This is a genomic window from Brevibacterium sp. LAARM3_SD1 (assembly GCF_057364765.1).
The window spans coordinates 1-20,546 of sequence record NZ_JBNFOL010000035.1 but is presented as its reverse complement, the minus strand read 5'-3'; the positions used below and the strand labels follow the sequence as shown (position 1 = coordinate 20,546).

Here is a 20,546-nt window from a genome sequence, read left to right as displayed (position 1 = left end):
AGTGCAGCGCCGGGTCCTCATCGGGTCGTGAGTCCAATGGGTCTCAAGCGCTGGTTGTCTTCAATCGGGTGAACCTATCGACGCATTCCCCTCACCTACGGGCCTGCAACGCATGAGGCTATGTAAGGGAGTGCGACAAGCACACACAACGACAATCAAATATACATTGCCCCGGCCGGGAGCAAACGCCCAGAGCGGTCTCAGGGCCAGCTGAAACCCGAGCCGATAGTATTGATCTGTGCCGACTCACTCCAGCCTGCCCTTCCGACTTCCCGCATTGAGAATCCTGATGCTGGGTCTCCTGGTCGGGCTCCTGACGGCAGGCCTCGGACTCGTCCCCGCCTCGGCGCAGGAAGCAGCGGAGGGCTCGACCTCACACGGCTCCACATCCGGCACGACCGCCTCGGAGGACGAGTCACGACCCCCGGCCGGGCAGACGGTCGTCTTCGGCATTCCGGGTCTGACCATCAATGATATCGATCGCGAGCGCACCCCGAACCTCTACCGCCTGCTCTCCGAGGGCGCGGCCGCGAACCTCAATGTGCGCACGATCGGCTCGGCCACCTGCCCCGCTTCCGGTTGGCTGTCCTTCGGCGCAGGCGCCCGCGCGCAGGCCGGCCCCTCCCCCGCCGCAGAGGATGCCGATCCCGACGACCCGGCCCGCTGCCCGACGATGATCGCCCCCACCACGGACGTCGACCGCGATTCCACGGACTCCGGGGCCGCCTCGGCGAAGGAGGCTGCGAAGAGTGATGAAGCTCATGACGGCGATTCCGTGGATGGAACGACGAGAGCTCAGATCGAGGGCTTCGACGCGGTCAAGGAACCCAATATCGGCTCCGGATACTCCGTCGATTACGGGATGCTCGCGCGGACCGTCGCCGCAGCCGGCGACGACGTGCCCGCCGGCACCGACGCCGCCGATGCGGACTCCCTGCTCGAGCCCTGCGTCGCGGCCGAAGGACCCGGCGCTGCCTATGCCACAGCGAACGAAGACGGGGTGGTGACGAACTTCACGGACGATGCGACCGCCACGGACTGCCGCCTCGGCGTCGTCGACCTCGGGGCGATCGGCATCCGCTCCTGGCTGTACGACCCGATCCCGAACTACTCCTACACCGTTCCGCCGGATTTCGACCGGGAGACCCGCGTCGCCGAAGCCGACCGCCGCCTTGGTGCGCGTCTGCAGGAAGTGCGGGAGAACGCGAAGGACGGAGCCGCCGATCCGACGATCATCGTCGCGGGCCTCGGCGACAGCTCCGGTCTGCCGCAGCTGCGCGCGCTCATCGCCGCAGGTCCCGGCTTCGAACCCGGATCCCTGTCCTCGGCGACGACCCGCACCCCGGGGCTGCTGCAGATCACCGATCTGGCACCGGGCATCCTCGACGGTCTCGACGTCGATTCCCCGCGCGCCGTCGGCTTCGACTCCACTCCCACCGATGACGATCCGCAGCAGCGCATCGACGATCTCGTCGCCGAGGCGCAGAAGTCGACGACGATCCATCAGAATCTCTCGACGTTCTCGATCACCCTCGACGTCATCTTCTACGTCCTCTTCCTCGCGTGCGTGATTCTGCTCAACCGCTCCATCCTCGGTCGCCGAGGCGGCGCCACCCGTGCGCCCCACGTCCACCGATTCCTCGGCTGGGTGTCCTTGGGCGTCGCGTCCCTGCCGATGGGTGCGTTCCTCGCCGGGCTCGTCCCCTGGTCGCGGACGGCCGAACCCGGGCTCGGTCTGTTCCTCTCGGTCATCGGCGCGGCCGCCGTTCTGTTCGTCCTCGCCCTCATCCCGCCCTGGGGTCGGACCTGGCGAGGGCGGGTCGGCGCCCTGGCCGGGGCGAATCTGCTCATCCTCGCCACCGATCTCGCCACCGGCTCCCACCTGCAGGCGAACTCGCTGCTCGGCTACAACCCGATCGTCGGCGGCCGCTACTACGGACTCGGCAATCAAGGTGCTGCGATCTTCATCGTCAGCCTCTTCATCTTCTTGGGTGTCGTGGTGTCCTGGCTGCGGACGCGCGGCCACCGCCGCGCCGTGATCGTCGTGCCGATCGTCATCGGCCTCGCGGCCGTGTTCGTCTCCGGCAACCCGTCCTGGGGTGCGAAGTTCGGCGGCACCATCGCCATCCTCGCCGGCCTCATGGTCCTGCTCGCGCTGCTGTCGAAGATCCGTCTGACCCTGCTGCGCCTTGCGCTCATCGGGGTGGCGTCGCTGGCGATCCTCCTCGGCATCGCCTTCCTCGACTGGCTGCGCCCGGCCGGGGCACGCTCACACTTCGGCACGTTCTTCGACCAGATCGTCACCGGTGAGGCCCTGCAGGTCGTCGGCCGCAAGCTCGGCGCGAACCTCCACATCATCCAGATCAACCCGGCCCTGGCCATCGTCACCCCGCTCGCGGTGATCGCGATCCTCCTCTTCCTCCGCTACCTCCTCCACTTCCCCCGCGTCCACGCCGGCAGCCGCACCGGGCGCCTGGTCAACAAATGGCGGGGACGCCTCCCCCAGCTCTTCGCGGACTCCGATCTGCACTTCGGTTTCCTCGCCGCCGCCACCGGGCTCGGCGTCGGGCTCGTGCTCACCGATTCCGGTGTCGCCGTCCCCTCGACCGGCGCCATGGTCCTCCTGCCCTTCCTGTTGGCGCTCAGTGCTGAACACGCCGAGGAGGCTCACCGATGAGAGCCCCCGTGACCTCCCCGGCCACCCGGGTTCTCCTCGGGATTCTGGCCATCGCCCTCTTCGTCCTCGGTCTGCCCCAAGCCGGGCAGGCGGCCCCTGCCGCGGGATCTGTCACGGGCCTGGCTGCGGGGCCGTCGGCACGAGCCGACGTGCAGGCGGAAGCCGAGACGGGCGACGCAGCTTCGCCTGCGGGAGACGATGACGACGGGGCCGCCTCGGCGAATCCCGGGGTCGTGTCGATCAACGTCTCCGGGTTCAGCTTCGAGGACCTCGATCCGCGCACCACACCGAATCTGTGGGTGATGATGAAGGGCGGGCAGATCGGGACGATCACGCCGCGCAGCGTGCGCGCGACAAGCTGCCCGGTCGACGGCTGGCTGGGGCTCGGATCCGGACGCGCGCCGCCGACGAGCCCCGCGATCAGTGCCGCGAACCAGCATCGCCGCTCGACGGCTGGGTCGCCGATTGGGACGTGTACGCGCAGGTAGCCCGCGGTGACAACTACGATGCATCCCTCGGAGCGCTGGCCGAGGCGGTGCCCGATATCCGTGCCTTCGGCAACGGTGCCGCGATCGCCGCCGCCACCCCCTCCGGTCGTGTCGAGAACTGGTCGCCCGTCGACTCCGATCTCGGCGCGGACGTGGCGAGATCGGCCGCGGACGGTGAGCTCACCCTCGTCGATCTCGGCAATACCGCCGCCGATGGCTACTCGCTGAAGAAACTCGATGCACAGGTCGGGGACATCCTCGAATCGACCGGGTGGATGAGTGCGGATCTGCCGAACCGCCTCGGCGCGGGTCGCGTTCCCGTGGTGTTCTCCTCGATCGCCGACGGCGCGCATGAGGGATCGTCGATGCAGGCGACGATGATGGTCGAACCGGGCGAACCGGCGGGACTGCTCACATCCTCGTCGACACGGCAGCCGGGGCTGGTGCAGGTGCCCGACCTGGCACCGACGCTTGTGGCTCTGTCCGGGGCCGAGGAGATGGACAATGCGGCCGGGGCGCCGATGACCTCCGGGTCGCATGGGTCCGATTGGCAGGCGCGCTATCAGGCCGTGCTCGACCGGCAGGTGGCGGTGAAGACGCAGAACGATCTGTCGACGTGGTTCTTCCCCGTGGTCGCCGTGCTCATGGTCGGGCTGCTGGCGCTGGCATGGTTCATGCGGAAGAACCACAGGGAGCTCGTCCATTCCGGGGCGTACCGCCTCGGTGTCGTGTTCGCGGCCATGCCGATCTCGACGTACCTGGTCAATACTGTGCCGTGGGAGCGGGCGACGAACCCGGACATCGCGATGCTCGGTGCGCTGGCGGGGTGGGCGCTGCTGCTCGGAGTCCTCGGGCTGCTCGGCCCCTGGCGGCGGCATAAGTTCGGGCCGGTGCTCTTCGTGTCCACGGTGACCGTCGCCGTGCTCGCCTACGATGTCGTCACCGGGTCCCAGCTGCAGATGTCGACGCTGTTGGGCGAGCCGCTGCTCATCGCCTCGCGGTTCTATGGGATTGGGAACTCGGCGCTGGCGCTGTACTGCTGTGCGCTGCTGTTGGCGGTCGCCGGGTTCGCGTCCCTGGTGACCAATCCGCTGCATCGCGTCCTCATCGTCACTCTTCCCGTGCTCGTCTCCTGCGTCATCCTCGCCGCACCCGGTCTGGGCACGAAATTCGGATCCGTGCCGACTCTCATCATCGGAGTCGCCTACCTCGTACTGGCCGCGGCGAGCATCCGGTTCTCACTCAAACGCCTGGGCCTGACGGTGGGCATCGCCGGTTTCGTCATGCTGACCGTGCTGTTCCTCGACTGGCTGCGCCCGGCCGATCAGCGCACGCACTTCGGCCGGTTCTTCGATACGATCATCAGCGGTCAGGCGCTCAGCGTCCTGGCCCGCAAGATCGGGATGAACATCGACATCCTCACTCAGTCGTGGATGACTCTGGTGCTGCCGCTCATCATCATCGGCGTGTTCTGGATGGCGCTCGATCCGGCGCGCTTCCGACTGCACGGACTCCAGGACACCTACCGGCGGATCCCGCTGCTGAGAGCTGCGATGATCAGCCTGGCGATCCTGCTGGGAGTCGGCACCCTCATCAACGACTCGGGCATCGTGGTGCCGGCCGTCGGCATCCTCTTCCTCGTCCCGGTGCTCACTCACCTCGAGACCTTCCGCGCCGGCCTCCCGCCGGTCCCGCCGGCCGCGTCCGCCGGTGGCAGTACTGGCGGCGGTGCTGACCGAGCTGGCGGCGAAGGTACCGAAGCCGAGGCTGACGGCGAAGCCGCAGACGCCGAATTGACCAGCGGCTCTAACTCCCCCGCCTTCGGCACTAGCGTGGAAGAGGTCACAGCTGCAGACGACTCCGATTCGTCCCCACGCCCCTGACACAGCCGGCATCCGCCACCGGTAGTCTCAACTTCCCCCGCTCGTTGCAGAACGCCCCCGCAGCAGCACTTTGCACTCGTACACCGGTGCACATTGCGACTAGCTAGCGGAGATGACGCTGACGGTGACGGATGCTCTGCAGAAAACGCCCTTCACCAGCGCATCCCTCACCGTTAGCAGCGTCCCCGCCGCTTTCTCGCACAACACCCTCTCAGCGCCAATTCGCACTTGTGCACCGGTGCACTATGCAACTACGTGGCGGAGATAGAGCAATCGGTGAGTGATGGGTCCTCCACGAGAGTTCCGAATGCGACAAAGGTCCGTGCACACAATGGCGGGGCCGGACAGTGTCTGGAAACGACGGCGGGGCCGGAGAGAAGAACTCTCCGGCCCCGCCGTCTCGTGTCAGCCTGACTCAGCGTCTGTTGCCAGCCTGACTCAGCTTTCGAGGCTGAGCTTGCGGCGGCGGACGATCGTGACCGCCGTGCCGCCGGCGACGATGAGGGCCAGGGCCGCAGCGACGATGTTGAAGGTCTCGAAGCCGGTGCGCGGCAGATCGCCGCCGTCCTTCGAACCGTTCGCATCGGCCCCAGTTCCATCGGCCGAACCACCGTCGGCAGATGCATTCGCGCCATCGGCTCCGCTCCCGGCATTCGACGAACCGTCTGATCCGCCGGCCGCATTGTCCCCGCCATCGGCGCTGCCACCGGCCGCACTGTCCCCGCCGTCAGCGGCGCCACCATCAGCGTTGCCGCCGTCGGCCGAACCGTCATCGTCGGCCGAGGCATCTGCGTCGTCACCGACTGCCGCGGTGGCTTCGAACTCGTGCGCCAGCGGCATCGGGTTGTCATCCCACCACGGTCCCTCGACGTTCGCCTGCACGCTGACCTTGACGGTCACCTCACCTGAGGCATCCTTCGGCGCGGTCACGGTCACGGGAGTCTCGGACTCCCCCGCCGGGATCGAATCGAGGGTGATCGTCTTGGCAGCCGCCTCGGTGTTGACTTCGGGGGCCTTGCCCTTGGCGGCGTCGGCGGAAGCCGACTGGGACTCGGACTGTGCGGCCGCTCGGCGGTATAGCCCTCCGGCAGATCGACGGTGACGTCGACGGGACCTGAGACCTCGGACTTCGCATCCGTCTTGAGCGCGAACTCGGCGCTCTCACCCTGTTTGATGGTCTTCGGTCCGGTCAGCTCGGCGCTCAGCTCACCATTGTCGATGACGTCCTTGGCCGCATCGGCCTGTCGCTCGTTCTTGTCCGGAGTGACGTCCTCGCCCTCGGCCTGGTGCTTGTTGAAGTAGTTCTCCCAGGTCTCGAAGTCGGTCAGGCCGGATTGTTCGAAGTCGCCCTTGGCGAAGGAGGTGAAGTTGTCCCCACCGGCGGCGAGGAAGCTCAGCGTCGCGACCCGGTAGTCCTGGTTCGGGTCGATCTCCTTGCCATCGACCTTGACGGACTTCACGCGCTCACCCTTGTCGGCGTCGCTGTCGTAGACGACGTCGAGGTCATCCGAGATGCCCAGGTGCAGGAAGGGGCGGGACGCACCGTCCGGCTGCCACTGTTCCTCGAACAGGCCGATGACGTCCTCGCCCTTCATCGTCACGACGCCGTGGTCGTTCGCGAAGGGAAGCACGCTGTTGAGTTCGGCGACGGTGACTTCGCACTCGTCCTCGGTGTTGTAGATGTCATCGCAGAGCAGGTCGGTGCGCAGTCCGCCCGGGTTCGTGATGCCGAAGTCGGCCTCCTCGAGCTGGGTCTCCTCGACGCCTTCCTTGAGCGCATCCGCGACGAGGTTGCCGAGCGTGGACTCGGCACCGCGGTCTTCCTCACCGTCCTTCTTCGCTCGGGTGATGTCCTCGCTGATCGCGCCGGTGACTTCGGAGCCGAGCTCCTTGGCCTTCTCCTCGGCGTCGCTGACGATGCCGGCGACCTCGTCGACGACCTCGGAGTCATAGCTCTTGTCCTCGGTGTCGATGAGGTCGATGCCGCTGGCCTGCCAGTTGCTGTTGCCGTCGACGCTCATCGTCACCTGCCCGACGTATTCGCCGTAGCTGCCGGCCTCGATGACGGGACGGGTCCGGTCGGGCTCTCCGGGCACGGGAGCTTCGAAGGCATACGGCATGTGGGTGTGGCCGGTGAACATGGCGTCGACCGAGGCATCGGCCTCCGTGACGAGCTTCTCGAACTCGGCGTTCGACGCCTTCGCATCCTCGAGGCTTTCGGTCGATGACGCGCCGAGGTGGGCCTCGACGACCGTCATATCCGGCCGTTCGTCTTCAGGCAGCTCCTCGAGATCCTCGGCGACGCGATTGACTGCGTCCGTGGGATCACCGAAGTCGAGGTCGGCGATTCCGTCCGGTGAGACGAGCGAGGCGGTGTCCTTGGTGACCACGCCGATGACGGCGATCTTGACTCCCGCGACGTCGACGATGGAGTACTCGTCGAGGCCGTCGACCACGTTCTGGGTTCCCTTGTCATAGACGTTGGCCGCCGAGTACGGGAAGTCGGCTTCGTCGCTCACCCGTCCGGTGAGGTCGTCGATGCCTTTGTCGAATTCGTGATTGCCGACAGCGGACGCCTCTACACCCATGGCGTTGAGGACATCAAGGGTGGGCTTGTCATTCTGCGACGAGGACGTGTAGGTCGACGCTCCGATATTGTCACCGGTCGACAGCAGCGCGGTGCCGGCATTGTCGCTGCCGGTGCCGAACTTCGCTCGCTCCTCCTCGACCACCGAAGCGACCTGAGTGCCTGCCTCGGAGATGCGTCCGTGGAAGTCGGTGATATTGAGCAGCTGGACCGAGGTGCCCTCGGGCGCCGACTGCGCCTCGCTGTCGGAATCCTGATCAGCGCCCGCGTCGCCCTCCGATGTCGCGGACTTGCTGCCGGCGGACGAGTCGTTCGATGTCTCGTCGGAGTCTGCAGGAGCCGATTCGCTCGGCGCTGTGGCGCTGGTGTCGGTCGAATTTCCGTTACCCAGAGAGGGTGCCCCGATAGCGGGCGCGAGGCCGGGCAGAGTCAGCATCGACACTGCGGCGCCCGTGGCCAGCACTGTGGTCACAAGTTTCGACATGTATTCGGTTCCTTCGATCGTTCAGTGAGGCGCACATCAACCGTGCCGGTGGGGATGAAGACGGATTCCATCCTGCAGTGCCAATGCGAACTGAAAGTTACTTAAGTGTGAATCTACACAGGATTCTCACAACTGGAAAGAGGAATTCTCTCAAAATCCGTTCAGCTGCCCTGATCGATGGGGCTTCGGGTGCCGCTCAGTTCCTCGCCGCGCCCAACTAACGTGCCGCTCTATTCCTGGTCGCGGCGGGCCATCGTCTGGGCGCTCCGAGCCGCGTACTCCTCGGGAACCGGGTATCCAACCTCGGTGAGGACGAGGCCTTCGGCGGGAGTGACGAACATGGGCACATCCGGGGTCAGCCCGGCGTCAGCCTCGGCGATGAGTTCGGCCGGGCGGGTCACCGCCCAACTGCCGGATCCGACCTTGATCAGTCCGCCGACGAGCGCACGGACCATGTGGTGACAGAAGGCGTCGGCACGCAGATCGATGGTGATGACAGCGTCCTGATCGCGCTCGACGCGCAGCTCATACAGGGTGCGGATCGTCGTCGCTCCCTCGCGGGGTTTGCAGAAGGGCAGGAAGTCGTGGAGCCCCTGGACCTCGCTCGCGGCTTCGGCCATGGCTTCGGCGTCGAGTTCGCCCTTGTGACGCGGCGTCACCTGGGTCAGCAGCGGATCGATGAAGGACCGGTGATCGGCCAACCGGTACTGATACGACCGCCACAGTGCGGAGAACCGAGCATCGAAGTCCTCGGGCACCTCGGTCGCCGCGTGGACGACGATGTCATCGAACCCTCCGCCGGCGAGGACTCCGCGCAGACGGGACAGCAGGGCCCCCTCGGCGGGTCGATTCGACTGGCCGATGAGCTTTCCGATCGCCACGTCGCTGAGATCGATGTGGACGACTTGGCGCCTGGCGTGGACTCCTGAGTCGGTGCGGCCGGCGACGACGGTGGCCACCTCGGTGCCGGTGATCCGCTCGAGTCCGGATTCCACGGCGGCCTGCACCGTGCGCAGACCCGGCTGTTTGGCCCACCCGTGGAAATCCGTGCCGCGGTAGCCCAGATCGAGGCGGAAGCGCGTCATGGAGTCATCCTCGCCGGGGCAGGGCCCACCTCACCGGGGCCGCCATCGTCACAGATCGCCTCGGTGAATGGGGCGCGGGCCTTGAAGACTCCGCCGAAGAGGCGGGAGATCGGGCGAATCCGCTGCCGGTGATAGCGTTCGACGTTCGTGTTGTAGAACCGCGCGCCGGCCAGAATCCGTTCGGTGAGAACCTGCAGCTGACCGTGCAGGAGCTGGATCGTCGTGTCGATCTCTTCGTTGACCGCCGACTGCTGGGAACGGGCATAATCCGAGGTCAGAGGCCTCTCAGACAGCGCCGCGGGGATGAGCGCGGCTTCGTTGACGGCGTCGGTCAGGGCGTTCTCGGCCGCGGCACCGCGATGGTCGAAGGGGGCACGTTCGGCGGAGGCGAGCGCGAGTTCGAGCCTGGAGAGGTCTTGTCCGGCGATCTGCTGAAGCGTGCCGATATACGCGGGCACGAGACCGTGGCGGGCGCGGATCTCGCCGATGAGCTGCCGTTTGGCCTCGTCGCACAGCGACCGGGCCATGGACAGCTGGTTGAAGCGCAGGACGGTGAGGACGACGAAGATGACGATGAGAGCGGCGAGTACGCAACCGCCGACGATGAACCAGACCACGGTCATTCCCCTCGTTCCCTGTGCTGCGCGAGCATTTCCGACACCTCAGTTTACGCGGGGTTCAGACTCGTCGCGAACAGGTCATCATCCGGACACCGAGACGACCATGAGCGGTCACGGAGACGGTCCAGCACCAGTAACCGACCTCGGCATTGAGCGGTCACTGGGGCCACGATGGGCCGATTTCGGCCAGATGTCGCCGACCTGTCGCCTTCGAGTCACGCATTCGTCACTCGGCGAGCCTTAGCTGGAAGCCGTGAGAGTAGCGATCATTGCAGAATCCTTCCTCCCCAATATGAATGGGGTCACCCACTCACTCCTGCGGGTCCTCGACCATCTGGCCGACCGCGGCGACGAAGTCCTCGTCATCGCTCCGGGCACACGCAGGGACGGTCCGAAGGAGGTCGCAGGCGCCCGCATCGTCCGGGTCCCCTCGATCGCCTTGCCGAAGTATCGGCGCATCCGCGTGGCTCCCGGCGGCGTCACCCGCATCCGCCGGCTGCTGCAGCGCTTCGCCCCGGACGTCGTCCACCTGGCCAGCCCGTTCGTCCTCGGGTGGCGCGGGGTCCTCGCCGCGCAGGCACTCAATCTGCCGACCGTGGCGATCTACCAGACCGAGGTTCCCGCCTATGCCGCCCGGTACGGAATGCACGGCATCGAGGCCATGCTGTGGAACCACGTCCGCAATATCCACCAGCACTCCTCCCTGACGCTTGCCCCATCGTCGTACACGATCGATCAGCTGCAGGGACTCGGTGTCGCCGAGGTGGCCTTGTGGGCCCGTGGGGTCGATTCCTCCCGCTTCGACCCGAGTCACCGTTCGGAGGCCTGGCGACGAAGCGTGGCCCCGAACGGTGAGAAGATCATCGGCTTCGTCGGCCGGTTGGCGGCGGAGAAGCAGGTCGAAGACCTTGCCGCACTCACCGATCTGCCCGGGGCGAAGGTCGTCATCGTCGGCGACGGCCCCTGGCGGACACGTCTGCAGCGGCTGCTGCCGGAGGCTCACTTCACCGGGTTCCTCGGCGGGGATGCTCTGGCCCAAGCTGTGGCGAGCTTCGACCTCATGGTCGCCCCGGGTGAGCTCGAGACCTTCTGCCAGACGATTCAGGAGGCCATGGCCTCCGAGGTGCCGGTCATCGCTCCCGCCAGAGGCGGTCCGCTCGACCTCGTCGACTCCTCGCGCACCGGGTGGCTCTACACCCCGAAGGATCTCGGTGCCATGCGAGCGCATGCGGCGGACCTCCTCGGCGACGAGGCGAAACGGCGGGCCTTCGGGGTCGCCGGTCGTGAGCAGGTGCAGGCCAGGAGTTGGAAGAGCGTGTGCTCACAGCTCGTCGGCCACTATTCGCGGGCGATCGAGAATCCAGCCCCGCAGGTGCTCGGCCGCGGATTCAGCTCGATGGTCAACTCCGGGCTGGAGAATCCGCTCCCCTACTGACGCGATCGCCTCTGGTCAGCATCCGGCCCTTTCGCCGACCGCTCGATTTGCCGCCGCGGTATCACGTCATATGCCGATCGCTGGACGCCGAGGTGAGCGGTCGGCGCGCGCGAGCCTACAGCTGCCGAACTCAGGCGAAGCCGGCGGTCCAGTCTGCGACCGTGAGGACCTTCGCCTGCTTCGGGAACACCTTCTCGGTGAGCACCGTGTGGACCTCGGGGTCGCGGTCGGCGCAGGCGTCGGAGAGCACTGTGAGTTCGAAGTCGAGATCGGCGGCCTGACGCACTGTCGAGAGCACGACACCGCTCGTGGCGACTCCGGCGAGCACGAGAGACGAGGCCCCGTAGCCGCGCAGCAGCACCTCGAGATCGCTGCCGGTGAAGGCGCTGATGCGACGCTTGGTCACGATCGGCTCACCCTGATGCCGGTCGAGGGTTTCATGGATGCTCGTCGAGGCGTGGGTTTCGTCGACGTCGCCGTGGGCGGCGATCTGCGCAAACGATGCCGTTGCGGCCAGTTCCGGATGTCCTTCGCGCAGGGCCACTCGCACCCAGACGACGGGGATGTTGTTTCCGCGGGCCGCGGCGACGGCGTCCCGTGCACGTTCGAGCACTCCGGTTGAGGCGAAAGCGTCGTCTCCGGCGATGCCGTTCTGGAAATCCATGGCCAACAGGACAGTGTTCTCGGCGCCGGTCATCATGTCTCCTTCGGTTCGGACGGGGTTCGCCCCGTCTCTCGCCGAGGCTACTCCTCACACCGGATGGTCCGCTGAGTCCCGACTCAAGGCCGGCTGAATCTCACACGCCTCTGTGGCGGAGGCAGTTGCCAAGTGCGACGCACGGGTGAACAGAAGCGAGCGGTCCGTGCCTTTCGGCGCGGACCGCTCTGTCAAACAGTGCGACGACGGCTTGTCAGCTGTAGGCCCCGATCGTGACCTGCTCTAGGCTCTCGTTCGGATTGGCACCGTATAGACGAATCAGATCAGTTTTCCGTGGGGTGTCGAACGGATGGATTTCTTCATTGTCGATCTCAACGAACAGTTCAGCAGGGCGCCCGTTCTCATGTCTCTTAACCCAGTCCAATGCTTCCCGCACATTGTCGACGTCGGAGAGGACGAAGGCCTGGAGCCTCCAGGCAGTTGTTCCATCGCCTTCCCAAAAGTTGACTCTGTACGTCGGCTCGTCATCCACGTAGGAGCATTCGGAATGAACTGTTTCGTGGGTTCTCATTTCGATCCGTTTCAGTCGATTGGAGCGAAGGTGACCGTAATCTCTTCGCTCACACCCTTGCTTGAAGATTGCGGATCACCATCGTCGCCACATCCCACCCATTTCGTCTTCCCATATTCCTTCTTTGTTGGCGGGGTTGACATCTTATAACCCTTCGGCGGCGTCATTTCGGCCTGGGCCCAGCCCTGGAATCGTCCTGCCCCTTCGCTGCAGGGGACTCCCCGGTTGTTCGCGATCTTTGACTTGTTTGAGTTGTTGACCATGCCGGCGGCCCACTGTTTGTTATTTGGGCTTACACGAATCAACGAATAGCTCAACCCGAGGGACGAAACGCTTGCCTTTCCTCCGCCGGCATATTTGCAGTTCACAGTGGCAGTTCCGTTGATCGTTCCTTTCACATGATGTGAGCCGTGGACATAATGGACTTTGAGATGGCAACCTACGTAACGGCCTTTTGCCTGCGGGCTGGCAGACTCAGCTTTTGAACCGTCCGGCTCAAGGATCTTGACCGAAGATTGACCGTCGGTGTATTCGACAGCGCCCTCGGATCGTTTTTCGGTCAGTGTGGACGTAGAGCCTGCTGACTGCGGTTCCCCTTGATTGGCAGTCGAGTTGGCGTGCGCGGGGCTCAGGCTGATAAGCGCGAGTGCGCAGGCGAGAGGGACAGCGCAGAGTGCTCGGGTGCGCATTGCTTTGGGGATCCTCAACGTTATTATCTATCTGTCAGGGGATATGACGTCAATCACGCTATCGAGGGGTTCACAGCTCTGCAACCACAGCATCCCGACAACGTCACATGTTGCGAGAATGTAATTTTTAAGAAATGGCTGCGCGAGCCGTTAGTTCACAATAAAAGCAGGCTGTTACCCGTACTCGACTGTTGGTAACGATCGCAGTTGTGTAACAGAATTGATGATGCTCTGTTGGGTTTCATGTCGTGGATTGTCACTCATCATGCCTCCCACTATCCGGCGATGCGCATCGTGGCGTTGTGGTGCACCGCCGTCTAGTCTCCCGCCCACAGCGACCGACTGCATCTTGAGCCCCGAAGCGTCGATGACTGGTGCCGCCCCAGCCGCCCCGCAACGCGAAGGAACTTGTGCTCGATGCGGGTTCACAGGTCGTTCCGCTTAGTCATCGCCCGTACCTACTGCGATTCGCGGCGGCCATTTTGTTTCGTAAGTCATAACCCCATCGCGGCGACTTGCGTCGACCTCCATCAGCCCCAGTAGGGCAGAGCCCCTCCCACAGTGAACGTATCTGGAGCAGGAGAACACGGGCCTCAGTCTGCCTGGGAGCAAACTACTGCACTGGCCACGACACGATACCGCGTCCGCTGACCACAACAGCGGTTCGCACTACGAGCTCAGTCCACGATGCCGCGGGCGTCGAGTGCCCGTCCGGTGTCCTGTGCATACTTGACCGACCGCAGGATCGCCGGCACGATCCGGGCCTTGATGCTCGAGTCGAGACCGCGTGCGCGGGCGGCGCGTTCGGCTTCCCCGAGCAGACCGGAGATATGGGAGATCGCCCGAACCATGAGGCTCGCGGTCAGCGCGATCGCCTCAGTGTTCGCACCGAAGAACCGCAACGGCGAGACCAGGGTGGTGAACGTGTCGAGCAGCTGCGCCACCGTCGTCGTCAGGGTCAGGATCAGAGCCGCCTGCACACAGGCGAACACGGTCCCGCCGACAGCCAGCCCCGACTCCATGGAACCGAAGAAGAACTGCAGCCCCATGACGATCGCCACGAGCACCGCCACGTAGATCCACGTGCGCAGGAAGTACCTCGGGCGCAGCTGTGCGGTGAAGCCGATGACGACGAGGGCAGCGAACATCGACCAATTGATCGCCGCGTCGCGGAAGATCAGTGCGACGATGCCGATGACGGCGATCACCGCCAGCTTCACACCCGTCGGCACCTCGTGCAGCCATCCCCGAGGATGCGCGACCTTCCCGAAGAGCTGTGGTCGGGCCTTGATGCCGGCGTTCTTCCGCCACGTCACCGCCTGGGTCATGGCGTATCGCTCATGATGAGGTTCCGGTAGGTCTCAACCGCCTCGGCAGGGGCGGCATCAGCCACGATCCGACCGTCGTCGACAACGATCGCGCGCTGGGCGATCTGCGCGAACTCGAGGTCATGGGTGGTGAGGATGATGCGCACCCCGCGCCTGGCCACGAGCTCCTGGAGATGCATGCGCAGCCGCTCCTTGTTGCGCAGGTCGAGCAGGGTCGTCGGCTCGTCGAGGACGAGGATCTGCGGATCCACCGCAAGCACCGCGGCCAGTGCTACGAGCTGACGCTGGCCGCCGGAGAGTTCGTAGACGCTGCGTTCGGCCAGGTCGCGATGCCGAGCTCGTCGAGCACCGCCAGAGCCGCTGCCCGCCTCTCACGCTTGGGCACGGACTTGCGCAGGGAGAGTTCGATGTCCTCGATCGGGGTGGGCATGACCAGCTGCGCGGCCGGATCGGTGAAGACGAACCCGACGCGCGATCGCACCTTCGCCGCCTGACGCCGCGGGTCGAAACCATCGACGAGGACCTCGCCGGCGTTCGCCGTGACCAGTCCGTTGAACAGCTGCAGCAGGGTCGACTTTCCCGAGCCGTTGGCGCCGATGACGGCGACGACATCCTCGGTGAGGGTGAGGTTGACGTCACGGAGGATCGGGCGCACGACATCGCCGTCGGGGCCGTCGTCGATGACTCCGACGCCGACGTCGCTCAACCTGATCTCACGTGTCACTTCGCGCCCTGGACCTGCTCGGCCGATACCGACTCGACGCTGATGCCGCGACGGCGCAGCACATCGGGGAATGCGCGGTGGATGAGCACCGCCACCGAGGCGGCCAGAATGTTCTTCACAACATCACCGGGCCAGTAGGCGAGGTCCGCGACCGCGGCGACGCCGAGGGGCAGGTCGCCGTTGATCGACATGCCGAGGATGCCCAGCGGGTGGTTGAGCAGGAGGCTGCCGCCGAAGCCGCCGACGAACAGCACCACGCCGAGCTTCATTCCGCTGAAGCGGCGCACGGCCCAGCGGGCGATGAGGCCGGCGAGGAGAGCATAGAGCGCGAAGGAGAGGATATAGCCGGCACTTGGTCCTGCGAGGACGCCGATTCCGCCGCGCATTCCCGAGAAGATCGGGAGTCCGATGAGACCGAGGACGACGTAGAGCAGGGTGGCTGAGAATCCGCGCCAGGGTCCGAGCACCATCCCACACAGGGCGATCGCGAAGGTCTGCAGAGTGATCGGCACACCGAGAGGACCCACCGGAACAGGAGGCATCATCGCAAAGGCCGCGAGCATCGCCGCGAAGACCGCGACGAGAGCGATATCGCTGCCGGCCGAGCGAGGACGGGTGATCCCCGCCGAGGTGGTGCTGTGGGTCGGTGTCATGAGTACTCCATTGGTCGTGATCCTCCCCGACGGGATCGGGGACGCCCGAGGCGGCCTCGAGCACCCTCCCACTGTAACTGAACGGTGTTCAGGAGCGGTATTCGGGGTCGCGGTCGAGGCCGCCTCGGCGAGGGTGTCCCGCACGTTCACGTGTGCAGGGACCCCTCAATGGTCGCGGAGGATCACTCCCATTCGATGGTGCCCGGAGGCTTCGAGGTGACGTCGAGGACGACGCGGTTGATGTCGTCGACCTCGTTGGTGATGCGGTTGGAGATCACGGAGAGCACGTCGTAGGGGATGCGCGTCCAGTCCGCGGTCATCGCGTCCTCGCTCGAGACCGGGCGCAGCACGACGGGGTGGCCGTAGGTGCGGCCGTCGCCCTGGACTCCGACGGAGCGGACATCGGCCAGGAGCACGACCGGACACTGCCAGATCTCTCCATCGAGGCCGGCCTTCGTCAGCTCTGCGCGGGCGATGGCATCGGCCTTGCGCAGGATGTTCAGTCGCTCCTCGGTGACCTCGCCGATGATGCGGATGCCCAGGCCGGGCCCGGGGAACGGCTGGCGGGAGACGATAGCCTCGGGCACGCCGAGTTCGCGACCGATGGCGCGGACTTCGTCCTTGAACAGGGCGCGCAGGGGTTCGATGAGCTGGAACTGGATGTCATCGGGCAGGCCGCCGACGTTGTGGTGGCTCTTGATGTTCGCGGTGCCCGATCCCCCGCCGGATTCGACGACGTCGGGGTAGAGGGTGCCCTGGACGAGGAAGGCGATCTCTTCGCCGTCGCCTTCCTGAGCCTTGAGGACGAGGTCGGCGGCAGCGGATTCGAAGGTGCGGATGAACTCGCGGCCGATGATCTTGCGCTTCTCCTCCGGGTCGGTGACTCCGGCGAGCTGCGACAGGAACTGCTCACGGGCGTCGACGGTGACCAGGCGGACGCCGATCGAATCGACATAGTCCTTCTCGACCTGGACTCGTTCGTCCTGACGCAGCAGACCGTGGTCGACGAAGACACAGGTGAGCTGATCGCCGATGGCCTTGTGGACGAGGGCGGCGGCTACGGAGGAATCAACGCCGCCGGACAGGGCACAGATGACCTTCTTCGATCCGACACGGGCGCGGATGAGGTCGACCTGTTCGTCGATGACCGATTCGTTCGTCCAGTCGGCTTCGAGGCCAGCGACGTTGAACAGGAAGTTCTCGAGGATCTTCTGCCCGTTCTCCGAGTGGAGGACCTCGGGGTGCCACTGCACTCCGGCGAACTTCTTCGCCGCGCATTCGAAGGCCGCGACGGGGGTGTCCGGGGTGGAGGCGAGGACGTCGAAGCCGGCGGGCGCCTCGGCGACGGAGTCCCCGTGGGACATCCAGACCTTGTAGTTGCCCGGGGTCTCGGCAAGGAGTGCACCGGCCTGGGACACGGAGACCGGGGTCGATCCGTATTCGCGCTTATCGGTCTTGGCTACGCGGCCGCCGAGGGCGGTCGACATGAGCTGGAAGCCGTAGCAGATGCCCATCGTGGGCACTCCGAGGTCGAACACCGAGGTGTCGAAGTTCGGGGCGGCGGCGTCGTTGACGCTCGAGGGGCCACCGGAGAGCACGATGGCCACGGGGTTCTTCGCCGCGAACTCGGACGCGGGCGCGTCGTGGGCGATGATCTCCGAGTACAGGCCGGCTTCGCGGATGCGTCGTGCGATGAGCTGGGCGTACTGGGCGCCGAAATCGACGACGAGGACGGGGGGCACCTGCGTGCTCTGGGATTGCGTCATGATCCAATTCTAAGCGTCGGCGACCGGACGCCCGAATTCGGGTCAGACGGCCATCTCAGTGCGGTTGCGCACGCATCGACGAGCCACCTCGGTGAGGGTGGGAGACGAGGGCACGGTCGCCTCGGTGGGGGCGAACTGGGCCGGCCTCACCACCGCGGTTGCGCACGGATCGGTGGGCCGCCTCGGGGAGGGTGGGTTCTGTCTTAGGACTTGGGGGCGACGACGACGGCGGCTTCGAGCTCCGCGTCGACCTGGCGGTGGATGCGACGTTCGAGGATGAACGACATCACGGGCACGACGCCGGCCAGTGCGAGGATGAGGTAGCGGCCGAGCGTCCAGCGCATCTGCTGATTGAGCCAGAAGCAGCCGATGAGGTAGACGACGTAGCACCAGCCGTGGCAGATCGCGATGGCCGCGGCGAGGTTGAAGCCGCCGAAATTCAGGGCGGTGGCCGGGTCGGCGGCGATGAGGTACTTGTAGATCATCTCGACCGTGAGGATGAGCAGCATCGTGCCGGTGATGAACGCCATCACACGGTAGAACTTCAGCGCATTGCGCGCGGAGGTGAAGCGTTTGACGCTCCACACGTCGTTCTCGTCGAAATCGGGGCGGGAGTCCAAGGACTCGTGTTCTTCGCTCACGCTCAGTTTCCTCCGGTCGTGGAAGTGTCGGTCGGTTCGGATGTCTTTCCGGGCGTCTTCCCGGCCTTCTTTCCGGGTGTCTTCCCCGGCTTCTTCCCACCGTGACGATGGGCCGGCAGTCCGGTCAGTCCGGACATCACCTCGGGGTCGATGGTCGCACGCCGGCGGGTTTGACGACAACATACTCGACGCGCTTCTCCGAATCCTGGGAGTCCTCGTCGAGGCGGCGCCGGACGAAGTCGTCACGCAGCAACTGGACCCACATGTAGAGGGCCATGGCTGCGAAGATGATCCATTCAAGGGCGTAGACCGCCGACTGCAGATCGAATCCGCCCTCGTCGCGCGTGGTCGTCGTCGGTACCTGTTCGAGGCCGTCGGTGCCCACCGAGGCGGCCGCGCCGTCGGCGGTTTCGGGGATGAGGAACCCGGAGTAGGTGAGCAGGTCGGGGAACAGATTGATGATCTGCGAGGTCGAGACCGTGTGCACCTGACCCTCGGGCAGGTCATTGCCCTCGACGGGGCCTTCGATGGGCCCGATCCGCGCGGTCAGTTCGACCTGGCCGTCCCGGGCCTCGGAGGTCATCGCCGTATCCTCGTCGGTGGTGAAACCGCGGACGACGGGGATCGCGATCGTCTTCTCATCGGCGTTCGCGACCTTGACACCCTCACCGAGGTGGCCCCCGTCCGGGGCGAACATCGTCACGACCCAATATCCGGAGTCCCCGTCCTGGACGCGTCCGGGGATGACGACCTGAGCGTCGGGGATCCAGTGTCCTGACAGGCTGACCCGCTGGTCGGCGAGGATGCCGGGCATCGGGGCCTGGGCGTCCATGACGTCGTTGAAGTCCTTGAGCTCATCGACTTGAGCGGATTCCGTGACGTCGTTCTTGTGCTGGGCGCGGTCGACCTGCCACGCGGAGAGTCCGACGAAGCAGGTGACGAGCACCAGGACGAGGAGCAGGGACCCCAGCCATTTGGGGGTCAGTGCCAGGCGGAACAGATCAGACCACCGAACCAGTCTGGTAGGGCGAGACGGTGACGTCGACGCGTTGGAATTCCTTGAGGTCGAGATAGCCGGTGGTGGCCAGCGCCCGACGCAGTGCGCCGGCGAGGTTGAGTTCGCCGATCGCGGTGCGGCCGGGGCCGAAGAGCACCTGCTCGAGGCTGCCGACGGTGCCCAGTTCCACGCGGTGGCCGCGCGGCAGGTCCGGGTGGTGGGCCTCGGCGCCCCAGTGCATTCCGCGACCGGGGGCTTCGGTCGACTCGGGCCAGGGCGGTGCCGAGCATGACGGCGTCGGCGCGCGCCGAAGGCCTTGACGATTTCGCCGCTGGTGCCGAGTCCGCCGTCGGCGATGACGTGGACGTAGCGGCGCCGGATTCGTCCATGTAATCCCGCCGGGCGGCGTGGACGTCGGCGACGGCGGTGGCCATCGGGGCGTGGATGCCCAGGGTCTTCCGCGTCGTGGCCGCCGCTCCCCCGCCGAAGCCGACGAGGACGCCGGCGGCACCGGTGCGCATGAGGTGCAGGGCCGCGGTGTAGGTGGCGGCTCCGCCGACGATGACGGGAACATCGAGTTCGTAGATGAACTGCTTGAGGTTGAGCGGTTCGGTGTGGGTCGACACATGCTCGGCCGAGACCGTGGTGCCGCGGATGACGAAGATGTCGACTCCGGCGTCGATGACGGTCTTGTAGAACTCCTGAGTCCGCTGCGGGGTCAGGGCACCTGCCACGGTGACCCCGGCTTCACGGATCTGCTCGAGGCGAGCAGTGATGAGTTCGGCCTGGATGGGGGCGGAGTAGAGCTCCTGCATCCGGGAGGTCGCCATCTCCGCCGGCAGCTGTGCGATTTCGGCCAGCTGCGGGGTGGGATCCTCGTACCGGGTCCACAGTCCTTCGAGGTCGAGGACGCCGAGGCCGCCGAACTTGCCGAGCGAAATGACGGTCTCCGGCGACATGGCCGAGTCCATGGGGGCGCCGATGAACGGCAGCTCGAACTGGTAGGCGTCGATCTGCCAGGTCAGGGACACGTCTTCGGGGTCGCGGGTGCGCCGAGCGGGGACGATGGCGATGTCGTCGAGCGAATAGGCGCGACGGCCGCGCTTGCCTCTGCCGATTTCGATTTCAGAACTCACCCCAACAGCCTATCCCACCACCGTTCTCCACTGGTCTCAGCCCACTATGAGGAATGGGCCGTCTCCCCTCCCAGGACTACCCGACGGCGGCCCAGCAACCTGGCGCCAGGTATCTGGGCCGCCG

At 65.8% G+C, this 20,546-nt stretch carries 17 protein-coding genes and 1 pseudogene; 4 read left to right on the top strand and 14 right to left on the bottom strand.

The annotated features are described in order from the left end of the window. Positions 1-289: 289 nt before the first annotated feature. The 3 genes from AC2W7L_RS15965 to AC2W7L_RS15955 are packed head-to-tail and all read left to right on the top strand — an operon-like array spanning position 290 to position 5,048. Positions 290-2,677: a hypothetical protein gene (locus AC2W7L_RS15965; protein ID WP_486005228.1), complete on the top strand. Its 2,388-nt coding sequence runs from the start codon at positions 290-292 to the stop codon at positions 2,675-2,677. Then, entirely contained in the window at positions 2,674-3,165 is a 492-nt protein-coding gene (locus tag AC2W7L_RS15960) for a hypothetical protein (RefSeq protein ID WP_486005227.1), read from the top strand. The genes AC2W7L_RS15965 and AC2W7L_RS15960 overlap by 4 nt, the downstream gene beginning before the upstream one ends. Continuing rightward, the gene (locus AC2W7L_RS15955; RefSeq protein ID WP_486005226.1) at positions 3,150-5,048 is read left to right on the top strand and encodes a hypothetical protein; all 1,899 of its coding nucleotides are present in this window, start codon (positions 3,150-3,152) and stop codon (positions 5,046-5,048) included. The genes AC2W7L_RS15960 and AC2W7L_RS15955 overlap by 16 nt, the downstream gene beginning before the upstream one ends. Positions 5,049-5,486: 438 nt before the next feature. Here the strand turns inward: AC2W7L_RS15955 and AC2W7L_RS15950 are convergent, their stop codons facing one another. From AC2W7L_RS15950 to AC2W7L_RS15935, 4 genes are all read right to left on the bottom strand, one after another. Next, complete coding sequence (locus AC2W7L_RS15950) at positions 5,487-5,978, bottom strand: LPXTG cell wall anchor domain-containing protein (protein WP_486005225.1); 492 nt, start codon at positions 5,976-5,978, stop codon at positions 5,487-5,489. A gap of 2 nt (positions 5,979-5,980) precedes the next feature. Next, on the bottom strand, positions 5,981-8,119 hold the full coding sequence (locus AC2W7L_RS15945; protein WP_486005224.1) for a bifunctional metallophosphatase/5'-nucleotidase: 2,139 nt from the start codon (positions 8,117-8,119) through the stop codon (positions 5,981-5,983). Between the two features lie 230 nt (positions 8,120-8,349). Continuing rightward, positions 8,350-9,204 (bottom strand): tRNA pseudouridine(38-40) synthase TruA, encoded by an 855-nt coding sequence (gene truA / locus AC2W7L_RS15940; protein ID WP_486005223.1) that lies wholly within the window; start codon positions 9,202-9,204, stop codon positions 8,350-8,352. Then, a complete protein-coding gene (locus AC2W7L_RS15935) occupies positions 9,201-9,827 on the bottom strand; it encodes a LemA family protein (protein WP_486005222.1) in 627 nt (208 codons plus the stop codon). Before AC2W7L_RS15935 ends, truA begins: the two co-directional genes overlap by 4 nt. Positions 9,828-10,077: 250 nt before the next feature. On the opposite strand from AC2W7L_RS15935, the gene AC2W7L_RS15930 reads away from it, so the two are divergent. Further along, on the top strand, positions 10,078-11,259 hold the full coding sequence (locus AC2W7L_RS15930) for a glycosyltransferase family 4 protein (protein WP_486005221.1): 1,182 nt from the start codon (positions 10,078-10,080) through the stop codon (positions 11,257-11,259). A 130-nt stretch (positions 11,260-11,389) separates the two neighbouring features. Here the strand turns inward: AC2W7L_RS15930 and AC2W7L_RS15925 are convergent, their stop codons facing one another. From AC2W7L_RS15925 to AC2W7L_RS15880, 10 genes and pseudogenes are all read right to left on the bottom strand, one after another. After that, a complete protein-coding gene (locus AC2W7L_RS15925; protein WP_486005220.1) occupies positions 11,390-11,959 on the bottom strand; it encodes a cysteine hydrolase family protein in 570 nt (189 codons plus the stop codon). Positions 11,960-12,170: 211 nt separating this feature from the next. Further along, complete coding sequence (locus tag AC2W7L_RS15920) at positions 12,171-12,488, bottom strand: hypothetical protein (RefSeq protein ID WP_486005219.1); 318 nt, start codon at positions 12,486-12,488, stop codon at positions 12,171-12,173. Between the two features lie 11 nt (positions 12,489-12,499). Then, entirely contained in the window at positions 12,500-13,177 is a 678-nt protein-coding gene (locus AC2W7L_RS15915) for a hypothetical protein (protein ID WP_486005218.1), read from the bottom strand. A 677-nt stretch (positions 13,178-13,854) separates the two neighbouring features. Next, positions 13,855-14,505 (bottom strand): energy-coupling factor transporter transmembrane component T family protein, encoded by a 651-nt coding sequence (locus tag AC2W7L_RS15910; protein ID WP_486005217.1) that lies wholly within the window; start codon positions 14,503-14,505, stop codon positions 13,855-13,857. Further along, positions 14,502-15,187 (bottom strand): annotated as a pseudogene (locus AC2W7L_RS15905) (energy-coupling factor ABC transporter ATP-binding protein). Before AC2W7L_RS15905 ends, AC2W7L_RS15910 begins: the two are co-directional and overlap by 4 nt. A 38-nt stretch (positions 15,188-15,225) precedes the next feature. Continuing rightward, positions 15,226-15,882 carry a biotin transporter BioY gene (locus AC2W7L_RS15900; protein ID WP_486005216.1) on the bottom strand — a complete coding sequence of 219 codons (657 nt, stop codon included), beginning with the start codon at positions 15,880-15,882 and terminating at the stop codon, positions 15,226-15,228. A gap of 182 nt (positions 15,883-16,064) precedes the next feature. Continuing rightward, positions 16,065-17,648, bottom strand: coding sequence for a glutamine-hydrolyzing GMP synthase (gene guaA, locus AC2W7L_RS15895; protein WP_486005215.1), 1,584 nt, complete (start codon positions 17,646-17,648; stop codon positions 16,065-16,067). A 203-nt stretch (positions 17,649-17,851) separates the two neighbouring features. Then, positions 17,852-18,289, bottom strand: a complete 438-nt coding sequence (locus AC2W7L_RS15890) for a DUF3817 domain-containing protein (protein ID WP_167198339.1) — start codon at positions 18,287-18,289, stop codon at positions 17,852-17,854. Between the two features lie 136 nt (positions 18,290-18,425). Next, positions 18,426-19,235 (bottom strand): SURF1 family protein, encoded by an 810-nt coding sequence (locus AC2W7L_RS15885; RefSeq protein WP_486005214.1) that lies wholly within the window; start codon positions 19,233-19,235, stop codon positions 18,426-18,428. A gap of 35 nt (positions 19,236-19,270) precedes the next feature. After that, on the bottom strand, positions 19,271-20,422 hold the full coding sequence (locus AC2W7L_RS15880; protein WP_486005213.1) for a GuaB3 family IMP dehydrogenase-related protein: 1,152 nt from the start codon (positions 20,420-20,422) through the stop codon (positions 19,271-19,273). Between the last annotated feature and the right edge of the window lie 124 nt (positions 20,423-20,546).